Genomic DNA, 16,569 nt, shown 5'->3' with positions numbered 1-16,569 from the left:
CCTTTGCCAAAAGAAAATAAAATATATACTTATGCGGATTATATAGCATGGCCTGAAAATTAAAGAATTGAACTGATTCATGGCCAGGTTTACTTGATGACATCCCACTCAAGAACCCATCAAAGAATCTTAGGACAGCTTTTCTACCAATTCTTCAATTATCTCAAAGATAAATCGTATGAAGTGTATATGGCACCTTTTGATGTAAGATTTCCTGACGGAAATGAAAAGGACGAGAAAGAGATAAAAACCGTGGTTCAGCCCGACATAATAGTTGTGTGCGATGAATCCAAGCTTGATGAGAAAGGGTGTACTGGAGCGCCTGATTTGATTGTAGAAATCACTTCGCCTTCGACAGCTCAGAAAGATAAACTGCATAAGTTTAACTTATATGAAAAATACGGCGTAAAAGAATACTGGATAGTGGAACCGGAAAGTAAAATCTTGAGTGTGTTCGTTTTACAGGAAGACAAAAGATACGGTCGACCTGAGTTATATACCTAGGATGACAAAGTAAAAGTTTCTATTTTCGAGGATCTTGAGATAGACTTAAAGTTTCTATTTTAAAATCACAACCTACAAAGCGGCGTAAAGTACGCCGCCGTATTTGTGGTTGAAAAATGCAAGCTAAAGGGGGCAAAAAAATGTACAACTGTGCTCAATGTGCCGCTTTTGCCTGCAGGTCCGGAGACCTTTCGAAAGCTCCCAAAAACTGTCCCTGCCTTGAGGAAGACAGGGAAGAAATATTGGAGAAATATTTTTCGGATGAAAACCAAAAGTTGGCTTATTTTTCGGCATTGGTCGAAAGCGAAGGTTACTGCAGGTGGACGAGGATAGAAGAAATAATGGAGTTTTCTCGAAAATGCGGGTTTAAGAATCTGGGATTGGCTTTCTGCATAGGCCTGAGGCAGGAAGCGAAAATGGTGGTCGAAATCCTTACCGCCAACGGCTTTACAGTAAATTCGGTGGTGTGCAAAAACTGCAGCATCCCCAAAGAGAATATAAAGATAAAAGAGAGCGAGAAAGTGCGGCCTGGGACTTACGAGCCTATGTGCAACCCCGTCGGGCAGGCCTTTTTCTTAAACAAGGCCAGGACGGATTTGAACATAATTTTGGGGCTCTGCGTTGGCCATGATTCGCTTTTCATAAAATACTCCAAGGCGCCGGTGACCGTGCTGGCGGTTAAGGATAGGATCCTGGGCCACAACCCACTAGCTGCCGTCTACCTCGCTAACGGTTATTACAAAGACAGGCTTTTTCCGCAAAAATAGAAAAAGCTAGGAATAATTTTGATTTGCTTAAAAGTTAAGTTATGCCGTTTTGTCCAAATATATTTATATTCCCGCGAATACCGGCTCAAGATCAATTACGAGATCCGGGAAAATAGACACTTTTATTTTATCTTTGTCGCTATACAATTCAGGCCGGCCATATCTTTTATTTTCCTGCAGAGTAAAAACACTAACGAATTTCCCATCGGGATCTACTATCCAGTATTCTTTCACGCCGACTTTCTCGTATTTATTAAACTTAAGCAACCTATCTTTCCGTGATGTAGATGGTGACGTTACCTCAATTATAAGATCAGGAATGCCGTAATAGCCGGTACCTTTAAGCCCCTCTTTGTTACATATAACAACTATATCAGGTTGAAGGACGTTTTTTGTATCCTCATCTTTCTCATTTTCTTCCGGAAGCCTTAAATCAAAAGGAGCTGTAAAAACCATGCAAGACTTACCTCTAAGATAATCGGCAAACTGTCTTGCCAATTCTAAGACGACAGCCTGATGCTGCCATGTAGGAGCAGCCTGCATATAGGCTATGCCATCAATGATCTCCCAACGTTCATCGTCTGGCCATGTCAGATAGTCGGCATAAGTATATTTTTTGCTTTCCTCAGGCGAGGGCATCAACTTCATCCTCCTTTTTTATGTTATTTCCAAAGTGCAAACATAATATAAATTAACAAACTTCAACAATTACTTCATTTTCATCATAAGTTATCCAATCGCTGAAGCTTCCTATGTACACCCTTGCTTTTATTCCAAGCTCATCCAAGGTGAAAAAGTTAAATGTGGCATCTATACCGGAACCGCAGTAGATGATTATATCTTTCTTTCCTTTCAAAGGTGAAAATCTTTCTTTGAGTTCTTCTATATCTTTTAGTTCGCCGTTTTCCTTCAAGTTTTCTTTCCAGAAAAAGTTTACTGCGGAGGGAATATGGCCTTTTTTAAAATCGATGGGTTCTATCAAGCCTTTGAATCTTTCAGGCATCCTGGAATCGACGATAGCGGCATCCTCTTTGCCTATAGCCGCCCTTACGTCGTTTACATCAGCTACCAATTCCAGGTGAAACTCGGGGGAAAAATCGGATAAACCCTTATATTCATTATCACCGCTTCCTTTTTCCAGAGGATAACCTTTATCCATCCACCTTTTTATTCCGCCGTTGAGGATGAAATTTTTTTCATGGCCTATTAGCCTGAGCATAAAGCAAAATCTTGAAGCGGATGCGATTTTTTGTTCATCATAGGCAATTACGATTGTATCGTTTCCAATACCGAGGCTTCTTACCGTTTCGGTAAATTCTTCTAAATTCGGAAGGGGGTGTCTCCCACCGTGCTTTCCTTTTGGCCCTGAAAGATGTTCTTCTAGATCAATAAAGCGAGCATTTTTTATATGTCCTTCTTCAAAAACCTTTTTACCGTATTCTTTATCAAAAAGATCGCTTCTCACATCGAAAATCTTTATGTTCTCGTTATCGATGTTTTCGTAAAGCCAGTCAACCGAAACGAAGTTTTTCATTTAAACGCCTCCTTGTTTTTACGTTAAATTTGTTTGCAAAACCACTATAATTTATTGCTTACTAAGAATATACCACATCACCTCACAATTTTAAAATAAAATTACAAAGCGGTGTAAAACGCACCGTTGAAATATAGATCAAAGAAAGAATTGGGGTGATGGAATGTCCTTAAAAATTACCTTTTATGATGGTGTGGGCTGCATCGGGGGCAATAAGATCCTTCTGGAAGATGAAGAAAACGCTATTTTTCTGGACTTCGGCACCAACTTCAAAGCAGAGGGCATGTTCTTCGACGAATTTTTAGGCCCGAGGAGCGGCTTTGGATTTTACGACCTTCTCGCCCTGGACATTCTGCCGCCGCTGGAAGGCCTATACAGAACCGACCTCGAATATCCCGGCGTGTGGAAAAGGTATTCCTCACATCCGCGGTATCGAAAGACCGAGGTCCAGGGAATCCTCCTTTCCCACGCCCACTACGACCACTGCGGGCACCTTTCGTACGTCCGCGAGGACGTCCCGGTGATAACGAGCCTTACCGCCGCCGTGATTTGCAAAGCGTTGCAGGATACGGGAGGCGGAAACCGCCTGCAGGAGATATGCTACATAAATCCCCGGGAATACAAGGACGGCCTTTTGCAGACAGGCCATTACAAGTCCACAGCTTTCAAGCAGAGGCGGTATAAAATCCTTGGAAAAGATTTTATTCCGGAAAGCGCCTGTACTTTTTGGGAAAATTACGACCACTCGCGGAAACTGGAGTGCCGCAAACTGGAAGCTGAAGGCAGCGAAGCAAAAATTGGTGATTTTACGGTGAAAATCTGGCCGGTGGACCACTCCATACCCGGCGCAAGCGCTTTTGGCGTAAAGACTTCCGAAGGGTGGATAATATACACCGGCGACCTCAGGCTCCACGGGAAGAATGCGGCGTTGACCAGGCGCTTTTTCGAAGAAGCGGCAAAGCTCGAGCCAGTGGCCCTTATATGCGAGGGGACGCACCCCGGGACGAAAAAGCCCGTCACCGAAGAAGAAGTTGCCGCAAACTGCTTTGACGTGGTTTCAAAAGCCGGAGGGCTTGTTGTGTCGGATTTCGGCCCGAGAAATGTCGAGCGCCTGCTTTCGTTCCTCGAGATAGCCGGGAAGACGGGAAGGCAGCTGGTTCTCACTGCCAAGGACGTATACCTGCTAGAGGCTTTGAAAGCGGCAGAGGAGGATGGAGTGCCCGACCCGCACGCTGACGGCAGGATAAGGATGTATGTAAAGCCGAAATCCCGCATGGACAAATGGGAAGCGGCCCTCTTCGAAAGGATGCCCATCGATAAGACCGTTACGGCGGAGGACATAAAAAAAGACCCGAGAAGTTACATACTTTGCTTTTCATACTACGACTTTCACGCATTTCTGGACATACAACCGGAGGGCGGAACGTACATATATTCTTCCAGCGAAGCCTTCGACGAAGAGATGCTCATAGACCACCAGCGAGTGAGGAACTGGATAGACTACTTCGGATTTGAACTTTACGGTACTCTAGGCCGAGACAGGGAAAGGTCGGGCTTTCACGCCAGCGGCCACATCCACGGCCCAGGGATAGAGGAGATGGTGGAGACGATAAAGCCGAAGGTTCTCATTCCCGTGCACACCGAAGAAAGGGAATTTTTCGAGCGCTTTATGGGATTTTGCAAGGTACTGTGGCCGGAGAAGGGAAAATGTAATATCCTATAAACTTCTCTATCGTCGACTTCATCATAAAAATGAACAATTCGATTTCGGAATTTGGCCATGAGCTTATAAGTGTCGGCGTCTTTTTTTTCTATAATTCCGTTTTTGTATAGAATTTCAAAGGTATCGGCGTAAGTTTTTGATGTGGTTACCTATATCAACCATAGCTTCTATAGCAGTCTTATCAAGGGTCTTTTTAATATCAATTTCATGCATATCTTTTTTTCAGTCCTTCCACTTTCCATAAAATCACCACAAACTTCCTTATTTTATTATATTATACCAGATTCTTCGGTAAACTGACGCTCTTCCTGCGACATTTATTTTACGCACGTCCCTGCTTATTGAATGCAAATTGCATGCATCGTGATTTTTTGATATACTATAGCAAGAACAATGAAAGGAGGGGTTGTGATGCCTTCTTTACAGGTGCGTGATTTACCTGATTATATTTACCAACAAATTATTCAACTGGCAGAAGCTGAAAGGCGAAGTATTGCCCAGGAAACAATAATTTTGTTGGAAAAAGCATTACAACTAGAAAAAAGTAACAAAAAACGTCGTTCATTACTTTTTAACCATATAATCCAGGAAACCAAGGATAAAAATTATAAAGATGCTTTAGATCCAGTAAAATTAATACGAGAGGATCGTGAAAGATGATCATTACAATCGATGTAAGTGCTGCAGTTGAAGTTGTAATGGGGCGGCCAAAGCAGAAAAAAATAATAGATATTCTTGAAAAAGCGGAATGGATTATCGCCCCCTCTCTTTACATATATGAGGCCTCCAATGTAATGTGGAAATACAATATTCTTCAGAAATATCCTGTTGAGGATCTGCTTCATAAAATCAGACATATGATAGAAATGGTTGATCAGTTTATAAAAGCTGAGGATCTTTATGAAGAGGCAATTCCATTAGCATGTAAACTTAAACATCCCACCTATGATATCATGTATTTAGTTGTAAGCCGCAGAAAGAATGCCACATTAGTAACATTAGATTCAAAGTTAATAGATATTGCTCAAAAATTGGATATTCCTGTGGCAGCAATTGACGAGTAACTATTTTAAATCATGAAGAGGAAACGCCTGGGATGAAAGTTCATCGTACTCCAAGGCACATGTGACCGTCGTATATCTTTCATTAAAAAAGCCGGCTGGAGGAAGTTGCTATGGAAATTGCAAATTTGCAGGACGTATTAAGCTCTATTCCACCCGAAATTGTAAAAAGAGGGCTGGTGTATTACGAAGTCGGAGCGGTGAAAAGCGGGGTCTTCCATGGGAACACATTTCGAGCCGTTGTGAGGGGTACCCGTGACTACGAGGTTTTGCTGGAGCTTAGAGGCAATGTTTTGACAGCATTCAGATGCACCTGCCCGTATGTAAGACAGTACGATAGTATGTGCAAACACGTGGTCGCGGCGCTCTGGTATATTCATAAAAGCAAGGGTGACCTGAAAAGGCCCTGGGCGATAAAAAGGAAGGATGTGGAGGCGGAAGTATTAAGCGAGCTTTTTTCTAAATCAAGAGAAGCCTGGATAGATTGAAAATAGATTACGCCTATCTTGATGGGAGCACCGACGTCTCCGAAAGAAAAAGGATTGTGGATGATTTCAATAGCGGCAAGGGTCAGGTCTTCCTGCTTTCGCTCAAAGCTGGCGGAGTGGGCCTTAACCTTACATCGGCGGATACAGTGATTCACTTTGACCCGTGGTGGAATCCCGCCGTGGAGGAGCAGGCCGCCGACAGGGCATACAGAATAGGGCAGGAGAACAACGTGCAGGTCTTCAGGCTTATAACCCGGGGAACCATCGAGGAAAAAATAGACGAGCTCCAGAAAAGAAAAAAGGACCTCATAAGCTCTATAGTATCGGAAGGCGAGGTATTCATAAACGCCCTTTCGAAGGAAGAGATAATGGAGCTTTTCAGGGTGGGATGAGTTCGACCAGCAACAGGCCTTACAGGAAACCAAAATGTTGGTGCCGTCATATAATATAACATGTGGTTATGCACCGGAATTCAATCAAAGTTATATCACTCAAAAAGGGTGGAGATAATGAACAACATTATAAGGGCTTTTTTATTGACTCTTTTTGCGGGGTTGAGCACCGGAATAGGAAGTGCCATAGCCTTCTATGCCAAAAAGACCAACACGAAATTTCTGTCGGTGAGCCTTGGCCTTTCGGCCGGTGTTATGGTCTACGTTTCATTCGTTGAATTGCTCTCGAAATCGATGGAGATTTTAAGTAAAGCTTTGGGGGCAAAATTGGGCTCTTTTATCAGCATCATCTCCTTTTTTACCGGAGTTTTTCTTATAGCACTCATCGATAAACTTGTCCCCAGCGAGGGAAACCCCCACGAAATGCAGCGGGTGGAGAAAATAAGAGAAAGCGGTGCAGTAGAAGGAAAACTTCTGAGGACCGGATTTTTGACAGCAGTTGCGGTGGCAGTGCACAACTTTCCGGAAGGATTTGCGGCTTTCGCATCTGCCTTGCAGGAAGTATCCATCGCCATCCCTATCGCCTTTGCTATAGCCATTCACAATATCCCGGAGGGGATAGCGGTATCGGTGCCGATTTTCTACGCCACCGGGGACAAGAAAAAGGCCTTCCTCTATTCCTTTCTTTCCGGCCTTTCGGAACCCCTTGGCGCCGCGATATTTTATCTGATACTGTTTCCCTTCGTGAACGACCTTGTTATAGGAGTGATATTTGCCTGCATCGCGGGAATAATGGTTTTTATTTCCATTGATGAGCTTCTCCCCTCGGCCCGCGAATACGGTGAGCACCACCTTTCAGTTTACGGCTTCGTGGCCGGTATGGCCATCATGGCCTTCAGTTTATTGGCGTTTGTGTAAAAGTTCGACGAGATATTTATCTTTCGTCCCGGCGCATTTCCTCCAAATCAGATTTGTCTAAATTAAATGCAGTTTTCTATTGACATACAATGTGGTTTTCATATGCCTATCACCTTTTGTCATATATAATACCATAAAACAAGATGTTTTGATAGCAATGAAAATGCAAATAAAATTAGCCGGAAAGTCTCCGTGGCGTTCGTTCTCCAGTATAAATATTAATGTTAAATTAATGTGCGTGTAAAAGGAGCGTGATCCGCATGCTTATTATAACTGCTGAAAAAATGAAAAAACTCCTTCCCATGAAGGAGGCCATCGAAGCCGTAAAGGAAGCCTACAAAATGGTTTCGGAAGGGAAGTGCTATGTCCCGCTTAGGACCAACATAAGCGCGGAAAGACACGGCGGACAAATCCTCTTCATGCCGGGCTATGTGGATGGAATTGGTTTCGCGGGGGTAAAGATAGTTTCGGTATATCCCGAAAATGCAAAAAAGGGGTTGCCGTCGGTGCCGGCCACCATGGTTTTGATAGATGGCACGACCGGCATTGTAAAGGCGGTAATGGACGGCACGTACCTGACGAGGCTCAGGACCGGTGCGGCTTCAGGAGCGGCGACGGAACTCCTTGCGAAAAAGGATGCAAAAAAGGCGATCCTTTTCGGCACCGGAGGACAGGCAAGGGAGCAGCTTTGGGCCCTGCTTTCAGTGAGAAAGCTTGAAGAAGTGTACGTTTGCAGCAGGGACTTTGAAAAGGCGAAGGAGTTTGCCGGGCGAATGAGTCGGGAATTTGAGGACTATGGCGCTAAAATAACGGCGGTTGAAAAAGCGGATGGGGTGCTTTCAGAGGTGGACATTATAACGACCGCGACGACTTCGAGAACGCCCGTGTTCGACGGTTCGCTTGTCAAAAAAGGGGTTCATATAAATGCAATAGGTTCCTTCACTCCGGAAATGCAGGAGCTTCCGGAAGAGGTAGTTTTGAAAGCCGATAGGGTTTTCGTCGATTCAAGGGAGGCCTGTCTTGCCGAAGCGGGAGACTTGATTGTGCCCATGAAGAAGGGGTTGATGGGCGAGGAGAAGATAACAGGGGAAATAGGAGAGGTTCTTTTGGGGAAAATCCGGGGAAGGACCTCGGAAGATGAAATAACGATATTTAAGTCCGTAGGAATTGCCGTGCAGGATATAGTGACGGCGGCAAAAATATACGAGAAAGCTGTGGAGCAGGGGTTGGGAAGCAATCTGGAGATATAAAAATGGATATGGCAAAGTTGACAAAAGGGGGCTTTTATATGCTCCCTTTTTATATTTAGTGCACACTTTGCCACAAATGTATTGCAAAAGGTTAAGCTTTTAAGAGGAATATTGTTGAAATAAAATAAAAATTGAAGAGGTGATTTGCTATTCCTCTCAATGAAAGATCTATTAAGATTCTCAAAAAACTTATAAACTCAAAAAGGCCGCTTAAAATAGCGGAACTTGCCGGGATGTTTCAGGTCAGCAAAAGGACTGTAAGGTATGATTTAGATGCAATCGATAATTTTTTAAAGGATAACAATTTGCCACAATTATTGCGAAAGCCGAAGGTAGGCGTTAAGTTCGATGGAACGCTGGAAGATGAAGAGAAACTATTTTCTCTTCTCGATCAAGTCAATTTTACAAATTACGTCTTATCTCAAAAAGAAAGAATTAATTTTATAATAAGCGAGCTCATACAGCAGAAGGATTATACAAATATTAATTATCTTGCGGATAAACTCAGTGTTTCTAGAAGTACAGTTGTAAAGGACCTTAGAAAAGTAAGGGAATGGCTGAGAAGTCACGGCCTGGAACTGTCTGCGGTACCGAGGCGCGGATTGAAGATAGCAGGAGAAGAAAAACAACTTAGGCGGGCGGCAATTGAACTTTTAACGGAAAATCTTGATATATACAGATTTTTGGATGTATTTAAAGAAACAATGCACTTCTCAAGAGAAAATTTGTTCGATAATTATGGAGCAAAGCTTTTTAAAGATATAGACATCAAGTATATCGAAGAATGTTTAAAAATTGCAGAAAAGGAACTGGACATAGTTTTTTCCGATGCCGCTTTTTCCGGGTTTGTAGTGCATCTTGCTATGGCTATCAAGAGGATAAAGTTGGGCAAGGATATAGTAATGCCGCAGGAGGAACTGGAGTCTTTAAAGATAACGAAGGAATTTGCTGTAGCTTCGAATATAGCGAAAATGCTGGAAGAACACTATAGGATTTCGATCCCCATCGAAGAGATTGGATATATAGCAATTCACTTGCTGGGAAGTACGACAGCAAGAGTTAAAGATATAGAAGATGAAAATTGGATGGAATATCAGATATTGGTTCAGCAAATTATTTCTCTCGTAAGCAATAATATGGGGGTAGATTTGTTCCAGGATAAACAGTTATTCGATGGGTTGTTAGAGCACTTGAGACCCACAGTTTACAGGTTGAGGCACGACCTTAGTATAAAAAATCCTATACTGGACGAAATTAAGTTGAATTATAAAGAGCTTTTCGAGATTGTAAAAGTATCGTTAAAGCCTTTAGAGGTCTACACCCAAAAAAGCATACCCGACGAAGAAGTAGGTTATTTTGTGCTACATTTTGGTGCAGCTTTGGAAAGGCTAAAGAGTAAGGATATCGCAAAACCTAAAATTTTGGTAGTCTGCGGGACAGGAATAGGCACGGCAAAGCTTTTGTCGTCGAGATTGCAATCTATCTTTGATATAGATATTGTAGATGCTGTATCCTACAGGCAGGCTAAGGAGGTTTTGAAAGAAAAAAAGGTTGATTTGATAGTGTCTAGTATTCCCGTGCGGGAAGAGGAAATGGGTTTGAAAGTATTAGTTGTTAATCCTTTGTTGAAAGAAGGGGATATACGGCGGCTAAAAAGTTATATTACGACTGTCAAACGGCAATACGACGGAGAAAATAAGGTTGATGAAATTATAAAAGTTGTTGAAAAATATGCGGACATAAAGGAGAGAGAAAAGTTAAAGAAGGATTTAATGAGATTGTTTAAAATACCGAGTATTCACAGCTGCGAGAGAGGAGATGTTCAGCCCGTGTTAAAAGATGTATTAGTGGAGGATACGATTAAACTCAACGTAGAGGCAAAGGATTGGGAAGAAGCTATAAGGATAGGGGGTGAGCTTCTTGTAAAAAAAGGATATGCAATGCCGAGTTATATAGAGGCTATGATCAATAATGTAAAAAAGACCGGACCTTATATCGTAATAGCACCCGGTATAGCCATGCCCCATGCAAGACCTGAGGAAGGTGCAAAAAGGGTAGGTATGAGCCTCATTACCCTTAAAAATCCGGTCAATTTTGGAAATAAGGATAATGACCCTGTAAAAATAGTGGTCTGTCTTTGTGCGGTTGACCATTCGTCTCACCTGAAGGCCTTAGCAGAACTGGTGCAGCTTTTGGGAGATAAAGAAAAAGAAAAGGTTAAAAAGATATCAGAAGCTAAGGAAGTAAAAGAAGTTATTAGTCTGATAAGCCAATAATAAAATATAGGAGGTAGATTTTAATGGCACTTATTGATTTTTTGGTTAAAAATATTTTTAACCAGGTATCAGTTTTAATAGGTTTAGTAACCTTGATCGGACTTCTTTTACAGAAGAAAAGCTTTGAAGAAACGATTTCTGGCACCATAAAGGCGATGGTTGGCATACTGATAATGATTGCCGGAACGGACGTCTTTATAGCCGGCCTTACATCTTTTCAAACTATAGTATCTTCGGCATTTAAAATTGCACCGCCCGTTGCCAACAATACTTTGCAGGACTTCACGAGCAAATTCGGCAGCACTGCAGTTTCTATAATGGCTTTGGGATTTTTAATTCATCTTATAATAGTAAGAGTGTTCAACACTAAGTTCGTATATCTTACGGGACATTTGATGTGGTGGATTTCTCTCGTCATTACCGCAAGTTTGCTGGAGGCATTTCCCGATATCAATCAGGGGACTTTAATACTGGTAGGGGCAATTTTGATAGCTCTTTACTTTACTTTTCAACCGGTTTACGTGCACAGATACATGAAAAAAGTGACCAATAGCGACGAAATAGGATACGGCCATACTTCTTCTATTGCGGCTTACCTGGCAGGACGTTTTGGGCATCTTTTTGGAAAACCCGAGGAGAGCACAGAAAAAATAAAAATACCGAAGAAAATCGAGTTTATGAAGGATATAACTGTTGGAACCGCGTTTATAATTACTATTATAATGTTGGTTGCCAGCTTCTTTGCCGAAAAAGCCGTAGTTTCCAAACAGGCCGGGGATCTAAACTTTGTAGTGTGGTCCGTGATACAGGGATTTAGATTTGCAGCGGGTATAACGATTTTGCTCTACGGCGTGAGACTATTTCTTGCGGAAATTGTTCCCGCTTTTAGAGGAATTTCTCAAAAACTCATTCCCGGTGGCAAGCCGGCCCTGGACGTTCCGGTAGTATTTCCCTATGCACCAACAGCTGTTTTGATTGGATTCATCAGTTCCACAGTTGTATTCTTGATTTTCATGGTTATATTTGGCTTGACGGGTTTTGCCACTATCGTCCCATCGATGATAATGCTGTTTTTCCCGGCGGCCGGTGCTGCGGTTTTTGGAAACGCGGTTGGCGGCTGGAAGGGAGCCGTATTGGGTGGAGCGATAAACGGAGTGTTTTTGGCCTTCGGTCAAGCGCTGACATGGCCAATGCTTAGCAATACTGCACCTGAGCTTGCGGTTCTCGCAGACCCCGACTGGTATATAATAACATGGATAATAATAGGAGCTGGCAAATTGATTGGATCGATATTCTAACATAATTCTAACACAGGAGGTTTTTATTGATGAGCGAAAAAATAAAAATCGTCGCAGCCTGCGGTGTAGGGATGGGGAGCAGTTTAATATTAAAAATGACGATAGAAGATATTGTAAGGGAATTGGGTATAAACGCATCGGTAGAACACGCGGATATAGGGAGTGTAAAGAGTGCAAATCCTGACATAGTGGTGGTTCAGACCTTCCACGAAGAAAAGGTCAAGGATGCCGCAAAGGTCGTGGTTGCCATCGATGATTTTTTCAATAAAGATAAATTGCGGGAAAAACTTATAGCTGCGGTTAACGAATTGAAAGGAATGTGAAACTGGGAGGGAGGGAATTTGCTATATAATTATCTGGAAAAAGTCAGTAAAGGTATAGAAAGAATAAAGACAACTCAGGTTGAAAATATAAAAAAGGCAGCGGAATTAATAGCCGATTCGCTAAAAAAAGAGGACAGCGTTTTTCACGTATTCGGCTGCGGCCATTCGCACATGGCCGCAGAGGAACTCTTTTATCGAGCCGGTGGCCTCGCTTGCGTAAATCCTATTTTGCCGGCAGAGTTGATGCTCCATGAAGGAGCTCTGAAAAGTTCTCATTATGAAAGGAAGGAAGATATCATAAGTTTAATTTTTGATAGGTATGATATGAGAGAAGGTGAATGCATCATCATAGTATCCCACTCGGGTAGAAATGGTGCTCCGGTAGAAGCGGCTTATGAAGCAAAAAGAAGGGGCTTGAAAGTGGTGGCGGTGACTTCAAGGGAGTATAAGGGAAGAACATCTTCCAGGCATTCTTCGGGTAAATTTCTGGAAGATGTGGCTGATGTAGTAATAGACAACTGTGGGAACTACGGCGATGCATCGCTGAAAATAGAAAAAGAGGGCTTTAACACTTCCTTTGCTCCACTTTCGACCGTGCTTAATACGGTAATACTCAATATGTTGGTTGCCGAGGTAGTTTCCATAATGCTGCAAAGGGGAATAGTTCCTCCCGTTTTCATGAGCGGAAACGTCGACGGTGCGGAAGAATACAACTTGAAATTAGTTGAAAGATATAGAAGAAGAGTTAAGCATCTTTAGTTGCGGGCTGATAAGCCCGTTTTTTTTATAAAAAAGTGACGCCAACCCATAAAAAAGCGATTGACGTCATTTCTAAAAAATGAAATCTAAGGATTAGTAGCGATTTTTGTTATTTATTGAAATAGGAATTTGCTTTCTTTACCAGTTCTACCGTTCTCTTTTCGATTTCGGCGGGATCTACGGTTTTCCTTGCGATGTTGCACTCCATGGCGGCGACGGCTACGGCCTTTGCGACGGTTGGTGCTACTCTGGGATCAAAGGGCTTAGGAATTATGTAGTCTTCCTTCAGCTCGCTGTAGGGGATTATATCGGCTAGGGCATAGGCAGCTGCCAGCTTCATCTTGTCGTTTATATCGGAAGCCATTACGTCGAGGGCTCCCCTGAATACGCCGGGGAAGGCGAGGACGTTGTTTATCTGGTTGGGGTAGTCCGACCTTCCGGTGCCGACGATCTTCGCGCCTGCTTCGAAGGCATCTGCCGGATTTATTTCGGGAACGGGGTTTGCCATTGCGAAGATTATGGGATCTTTTTTCATGCTCTTTACCATTTCCTTGCTCACTATGTTAGCGGTGGATACGCCTATAAAGACGTCGGCATCCACAAACGCATCGGCTAGTTTCCCAGTCCTCTTTTCTTTGTTAGTCACTTTTGCGAGCTCTTCTTTAGCCCAGTTCATACCCTCTTTTCTGCCCTCGTATATTATTCCTTGGCGGTCGCAGAGCAGGATGTCCTTGACGCCCGCGGTTAATAGAATTTTCGCGATGGCGACCCCCGCGGCGCCAGCTCCGTTAATGACCACCGTTATATCGTTGATGTCCTTCTTTACCAGTTTCAGAGCGTTTAAGAGAGCTGCTAAAGTGATTATGGCTGTTCCGTGCTGGTCGTCGTGGAATACGGGAATGGACAGGCTTTCCTTCAGGCGGTTTTCGATTTCGAAACAGGAGGGAGCGGCGATGTCCTCCAGATTGATGCCGCCGAAGACCGGCTCAATAAGCTTTACCGTTTCGACGATGGTATCTATGTCTGTAGAATCTATACATATTGGGAAAGCGTCAACACCTGCAAAACACTTGAAAAGGACGGCTTTTCCTTCCATAACCGGGAGGGCCGCCTTTGCTCCAATGTTTCCGAGGCCAAGTACAGCCGTACCGTTGGTTACCACGGCCACCATATTTCCTTTTGCGGTATAGTCGTATATCTTTCCGGGGTCCGCAGCAATTTCCTTACAGGGTTCGGCCACACCCGGAGTGTAAGCCAAGCTAAGGTCTTCCTTGCTGCTTACCGGGACCTTGCTTATAACTTCGATTTTCCCTTTATTTTCAAAATGAAGTTTTAATGCATCTTCTCTCAATGACATACGTTATACCTCCTCAAGTTTAAATTTCCCTGTACTTTTCCACGCCTATTTTATAAAGGTCATTGCCGTATTTGTCTATAATTACGATGGCGGGGAAGTTTTCCACTTTGAATTCGTAAATAGCTTCGGGACCCAGGTCGTCGAAAGCCACTATTTTAGAGCTCTTTATAGAATCCGCAAGAAGCGCCCCCGCGCCGCCTATCGCTCCAAAATATACGGCCTCATTTTTCACTATGGCGTCCACGACTTCCTTAGAGCGAAAGCCCTTGCCGATCATGCCTTTCAAACCTTTTTCCAGGAGCAGGGGAGTGTAAGCGTCCATCCTTCCGCTAGTTGTAGGACCGGCGGAACCAATGACAGTTCCCGGCTTTGCCGGACACGGTCCAACGTAATATATTATCTGTCCTTCTAATTCTATCGGAATTTTTTCTCCTTTCTTTATCATTTCGAAAAGTCGCTTGTGGGCAGCGTCCCTTGCTGAATAAATTATCCCGCTTATCAAAACTTTGTCTCCCGCCTGCAGGGAACTTATCGTTTCCGGCGTCAACGGGGTGGTTATGTGCTTTATCATGATTTACCACACCTCCCGAGTACTAGATTTCTATTTCCATGTGTCTCGCCACATGGCACTGGATATTAATCGCGACTGGCAGACTGGCAATGTGGGCCGGGAAAGTTTCTATATTTACCGCAAGTGCGGTGGTTTTGCCGCCGAAACCTTGTGGCCCGATGCCGAGTTTGTTCACCTCTTCCAGCAGTTCTTTTTCCAGCTTGGCTATCTCGGGCATCGGATGATGTTCGCCGATCGGGCGCAGTAACGCTTTTTTCGCTATCAATGTGGCAACTTCAATGGTGCCGCCAATTCCAACACCGACGACTATGGGTGGACACGGATTAGGGCCGGCCTGCCTTACCGTTTCCAATACGAATTTTTTAACGCCTTCCACGCCGTCGGCCGGTTTTAACATACGCAGGGCGCTCATGTTTTCGCTTCCGCCGCCTTTTGGAGCAAAGGTGATATGGATTTTATCTCCGGGAACCATTTCAAGGTGGATTATAGCCGGAGTATTGTCGCCGGTATTTTTTCTATAGATTAGGGGATCGTCTACTATCGATTTCCTTAGATAGCCGTTCTTGTAACCTCTTCTAACTCCTTCATTTATGGCGTCCGAAAAATTGCCGCCGACTATTCTGACGTCCTGTCCTAATTTGACGAAAAATACGGCAAACCCGGTATCCTGACATATTGCCAGATCTTTTTCTTCGGCAATCTGGTAGTTTTTGATTATATCGCTCAATATTTCTTTGCCGAGAGGGGAGGTTTCTTTTTCCAGCGCGCGGTTTAAGGCGGCCTTTACATCTTCGGGAAGCTTAACATTCGCATCGATGCAGAGCCTTTCAACTGCGGAGATTATTTGGTCCACATGAATTTCCCGCATTTGAATTCCTCCTTTGTCCGATTGAGTATATTTTTATATTTTAAGTACCCTCGCTTATCACGCAGTTTCTCCCTGAGGCCTTGGCTTTATACAAAAGCTCGTCGGCCCTAGAAATGATGGCATCTACGTTATCCTCAGTCCTGCTGCTGTTAACAAAACATTAGCCCTGTAAAGCTTTAAGGCCGTTTCTATGGTATATAAATTCAGTACATTCTCCTCGAAACCATTTTTGATATAGCCGTAACTGGTGACAGCCTTGATTTTATCCATAATTTCCTTGTCGACGTGTGCCGTAAAAATACTATGGAGATGTCGATGATTTTCTGAATCAACTCCAGTCATCTTGGTGCTCAATTTACTGTCCTCTACGAGCAGGATTTTGACGGTATAGTTTATGCTCATGGGCCCTCCACCTTTCAATACTGCGTATAGTCTATGTCAATTTTAGCACTTTTTTTGATAAAACGATATATTTACTTT

At 43.4% G+C, this 16,569-nt stretch carries 17 protein-coding genes and 3 pseudogenes; 13 read left to right on the top strand and 7 right to left on the bottom strand.

The window, feature by feature from the left end; translation table 11 throughout:
* Positions 1-3 precede the first annotated feature (3 nt).
* Positions 4-567 (top strand): annotated as a pseudogene (locus tag AN618_RS00660) (Uma2 family endonuclease).
* Positions 568-644: 77 nt separating this feature from the next.
* The gene (locus AN618_RS00655) at positions 645-1,271 is read left to right on the top strand and encodes a DUF1847 domain-containing protein (RefSeq protein WP_066350812.1); all 627 of its coding nucleotides are present in this window, start codon (positions 645-647) and stop codon (positions 1,269-1,271) included.
* A 63-nt stretch (positions 1,272-1,334) separates the two neighbouring features.
* Here AN618_RS00655 and AN618_RS00650 read toward each other — a convergent pair whose 3' ends face one another.
* Both AN618_RS00650 and AN618_RS00645 read right to left on the bottom strand, forming a co-directional pair.
* Complete coding sequence (locus AN618_RS00650) at positions 1,335-1,910, bottom strand: Uma2 family endonuclease (RefSeq protein ID WP_066350811.1); 576 nt, start codon at positions 1,908-1,910, stop codon at positions 1,335-1,337.
* Between the two features lie 52 nt (positions 1,911-1,962).
* On the bottom strand, positions 1,963-2,805 hold the full coding sequence (locus tag AN618_RS00645; protein ID WP_066350809.1) for a sulfurtransferase: 843 nt from the start codon (positions 2,803-2,805) through the stop codon (positions 1,963-1,965).
* 163 nt (positions 2,806-2,968) lie between these two features.
* On the opposite strand from AN618_RS00645, the gene AN618_RS12985 reads away from it, so the two are divergent.
* On the top strand, positions 2,969-4,528 hold the full coding sequence (locus AN618_RS12985) for an MBL fold metallo-hydrolase RNA specificity domain-containing protein (RefSeq protein ID WP_066350807.1): 1,560 nt from the start codon (positions 2,969-2,971) through the stop codon (positions 4,526-4,528).
* 44 nt (positions 4,529-4,572) lie between these two features.
* Here AN618_RS12985 and AN618_RS13935 read toward each other — a convergent pair.
* Positions 4,573-4,620, bottom strand: a pseudogene (locus AN618_RS13935) (hypothetical protein); the annotation flags it as partial.
* 319 nt (positions 4,621-4,939) lie between these two features.
* On the opposite strand from AN618_RS13935, the gene AN618_RS00635 reads away from it, so the two are divergent.
* The 10 genes and pseudogenes from AN618_RS00635 to AN618_RS00590 all read left to right on the top strand — a co-directional run bounded on the left by AN618_RS00635 (position 4,940) and on the right by AN618_RS00590 (position 13,293).
* Positions 4,940-5,188, top strand: a complete 249-nt coding sequence (locus AN618_RS00635; RefSeq protein WP_066350806.1) for a hypothetical protein — start codon at positions 4,940-4,942, stop codon at positions 5,186-5,188.
* Positions 5,185-5,592 carry a type II toxin-antitoxin system VapC family toxin gene (locus AN618_RS00630; RefSeq protein ID WP_066350801.1) on the top strand — a complete coding sequence of 136 codons (408 nt, stop codon included), beginning with the start codon at positions 5,185-5,187 and terminating at the stop codon, positions 5,590-5,592. The genes AN618_RS00635 and AN618_RS00630 overlap by 4 nt, the downstream gene beginning before the upstream one ends.
* Before the next feature lie 110 nt (positions 5,593-5,702).
* Positions 5,703-6,077, top strand: coding sequence for an SWIM zinc finger family protein (locus AN618_RS00625; RefSeq protein ID WP_066350796.1), 375 nt, complete (start codon positions 5,703-5,705; stop codon positions 6,075-6,077).
* Positions 6,053-6,469: pseudogene (locus AN618_RS00620) on the top strand (DEAD/DEAH box helicase); the annotation flags it as partial. The gene AN618_RS00625 and the pseudogene AN618_RS00620, both read left to right, overlap by 25 nt.
* Before the next feature lie 117 nt (positions 6,470-6,586).
* Positions 6,587-7,387, top strand: coding sequence for a zinc transporter ZupT (zupT, locus tag AN618_RS00615; RefSeq protein ID WP_066350794.1), 801 nt, complete (start codon positions 6,587-6,589; stop codon positions 7,385-7,387).
* A 260-nt stretch (positions 7,388-7,647) separates the two neighbouring features.
* Positions 7,648-8,637, top strand: a complete 990-nt coding sequence (locus AN618_RS00610) for an ornithine cyclodeaminase family protein (protein WP_066350793.1) — start codon at positions 7,648-7,650, stop codon at positions 8,635-8,637.
* Between the two features lie 149 nt (positions 8,638-8,786).
* A complete protein-coding gene (locus AN618_RS00605; RefSeq protein ID WP_066350792.1) occupies positions 8,787-10,913 on the top strand; it encodes a PRD domain-containing protein in 2,127 nt (708 codons plus the stop codon).
* A gap of 23 nt (positions 10,914-10,936) precedes the next feature.
* Positions 10,937-12,211 carry a PTS ascorbate transporter subunit IIC gene (locus tag AN618_RS00600; protein WP_066350791.1) on the top strand — a complete coding sequence of 425 codons (1,275 nt, stop codon included), beginning with the start codon at positions 10,937-10,939 and terminating at the stop codon, positions 12,209-12,211.
* A gap of 29 nt (positions 12,212-12,240) precedes the next feature.
* On the top strand, positions 12,241-12,534 hold the full coding sequence (locus AN618_RS00595; RefSeq protein ID WP_066350789.1) for a PTS sugar transporter subunit IIB: 294 nt from the start codon (positions 12,241-12,243) through the stop codon (positions 12,532-12,534).
* A gap of 18 nt (positions 12,535-12,552) precedes the next feature.
* Entirely contained in the window at positions 12,553-13,293 is a 741-nt protein-coding gene (locus AN618_RS00590; RefSeq protein WP_066350783.1) for an SIS domain-containing protein, read from the top strand.
* A gap of 109 nt (positions 13,294-13,402) precedes the next feature.
* Here the strand turns inward: AN618_RS00590 and AN618_RS00585 are convergent, their stop codons facing one another.
* The 4 genes from AN618_RS00585 to AN618_RS00570 all read right to left on the bottom strand — a co-directional run bounded on the left by AN618_RS00585 (position 13,403) and on the right by AN618_RS00570 (position 16,491).
* Positions 13,403-14,650, bottom strand: coding sequence for an NAD(P)-dependent malic enzyme (locus AN618_RS00585; RefSeq protein ID WP_066350780.1), 1,248 nt, complete (start codon positions 14,648-14,650; stop codon positions 13,403-13,405).
* A gap of 19 nt (positions 14,651-14,669) precedes the next feature.
* Positions 14,670-15,221: a Fe-S-containing hydro-lyase gene (locus AN618_RS00580; protein WP_187694851.1), complete on the bottom strand. Its 552-nt coding sequence runs from the start codon at positions 15,219-15,221 to the stop codon at positions 14,670-14,672.
* Positions 15,222-15,243: 22 nt separating this feature from the next.
* A complete protein-coding gene (locus AN618_RS00575) occupies positions 15,244-16,089 on the bottom strand; it encodes a fumarate hydratase (RefSeq protein WP_066350777.1) in 846 nt (281 codons plus the stop codon).
* A gap of 123 nt (positions 16,090-16,212) precedes the next feature.
* Entirely contained in the window at positions 16,213-16,491 is a 279-nt protein-coding gene (locus tag AN618_RS00570; protein ID WP_066350776.1) for a response regulator, read from the bottom strand.
* Between the last annotated feature and the right edge of the window lie 78 nt (positions 16,492-16,569).

The sequence above is a fragment of the Fervidicola ferrireducens genome (assembly GCF_001562425.1).
GTDB lineage: Bacteria > Bacillota > Thermosediminibacteria > Thermosediminibacterales > Thermosediminibacteraceae > Fervidicola > Fervidicola ferrireducens.
This window is presented reverse-complemented; position numbering and strand designations above follow the sequence as displayed.

Coding starts and splice junctions, on each gene's coding strand:
- AN618_RS00580 (WP_187694851.1), bottom strand. CDS start 15,221: ATGATAAAGCACATAACCACCCCGTTGACGCCGGAAACGATAAGTTCC.
- AN618_RS00600 (WP_066350791.1), top strand. CDS start 10,937: ATGGCACTTATTGATTTTTTGGTTAAAAATATTTTTAACCAGGTATCA.
- AN618_RS00595 (WP_066350789.1), top strand. CDS start 12,241: ATGAGCGAAAAAATAAAAATCGTCGCAGCCTGCGGTGTAGGGATGGGG.
- AN618_RS00610 (WP_066350793.1), top strand. CDS start 7,648: ATGCTTATTATAACTGCTGAAAAAATGAAAAAACTCCTTCCCATGAAG.
- AN618_RS00575 (WP_066350777.1), bottom strand. CDS start 16,089: ATGCGGGAAATTCATGTGGACCAAATAATCTCCGCAGTTGAAAGGCTC.
- AN618_RS00570 (WP_066350776.1), bottom strand. CDS start 16,491: ATGAGCATAAACTATACCGTCAAAATCCTGCTCGTAGAGGACAGTAAA.
- AN618_RS00655 (WP_066350812.1), top strand. CDS start 645: ATGTACAACTGTGCTCAATGTGCCGCTTTTGCCTGCAGGTCCGGAGAC.
- AN618_RS00625 (WP_066350796.1), top strand. CDS start 5,703: ATGGAAATTGCAAATTTGCAGGACGTATTAAGCTCTATTCCACCCGAA.
- AN618_RS00585 (WP_066350780.1), bottom strand. CDS start 14,650: ATGTCATTGAGAGAAGATGCATTAAAACTTCATTTTGAAAATAAAGGG.
- AN618_RS00630 (WP_066350801.1), top strand. CDS start 5,185: ATGATCATTACAATCGATGTAAGTGCTGCAGTTGAAGTTGTAATGGGG.
- AN618_RS00650 (WP_066350811.1), bottom strand. CDS start 1,910: ATGCCCTCGCCTGAGGAAAGCAAAAAATATACTTATGCCGACTATCTG.
- AN618_RS12985 (WP_066350807.1), top strand. CDS start 2,969: ATGTCCTTAAAAATTACCTTTTATGATGGTGTGGGCTGCATCGGGGGC.
- AN618_RS00645 (WP_066350809.1), bottom strand. CDS start 2,805: ATGAAAAACTTCGTTTCGGTTGACTGGCTTTACGAAAACATCGATAAC.
- zupT (WP_066350794.1), top strand. CDS start 6,587: ATGAACAACATTATAAGGGCTTTTTTATTGACTCTTTTTGCGGGGTTG.
- AN618_RS00635 (WP_066350806.1), top strand. CDS start 4,940: ATGCCTTCTTTACAGGTGCGTGATTTACCTGATTATATTTACCAACAA.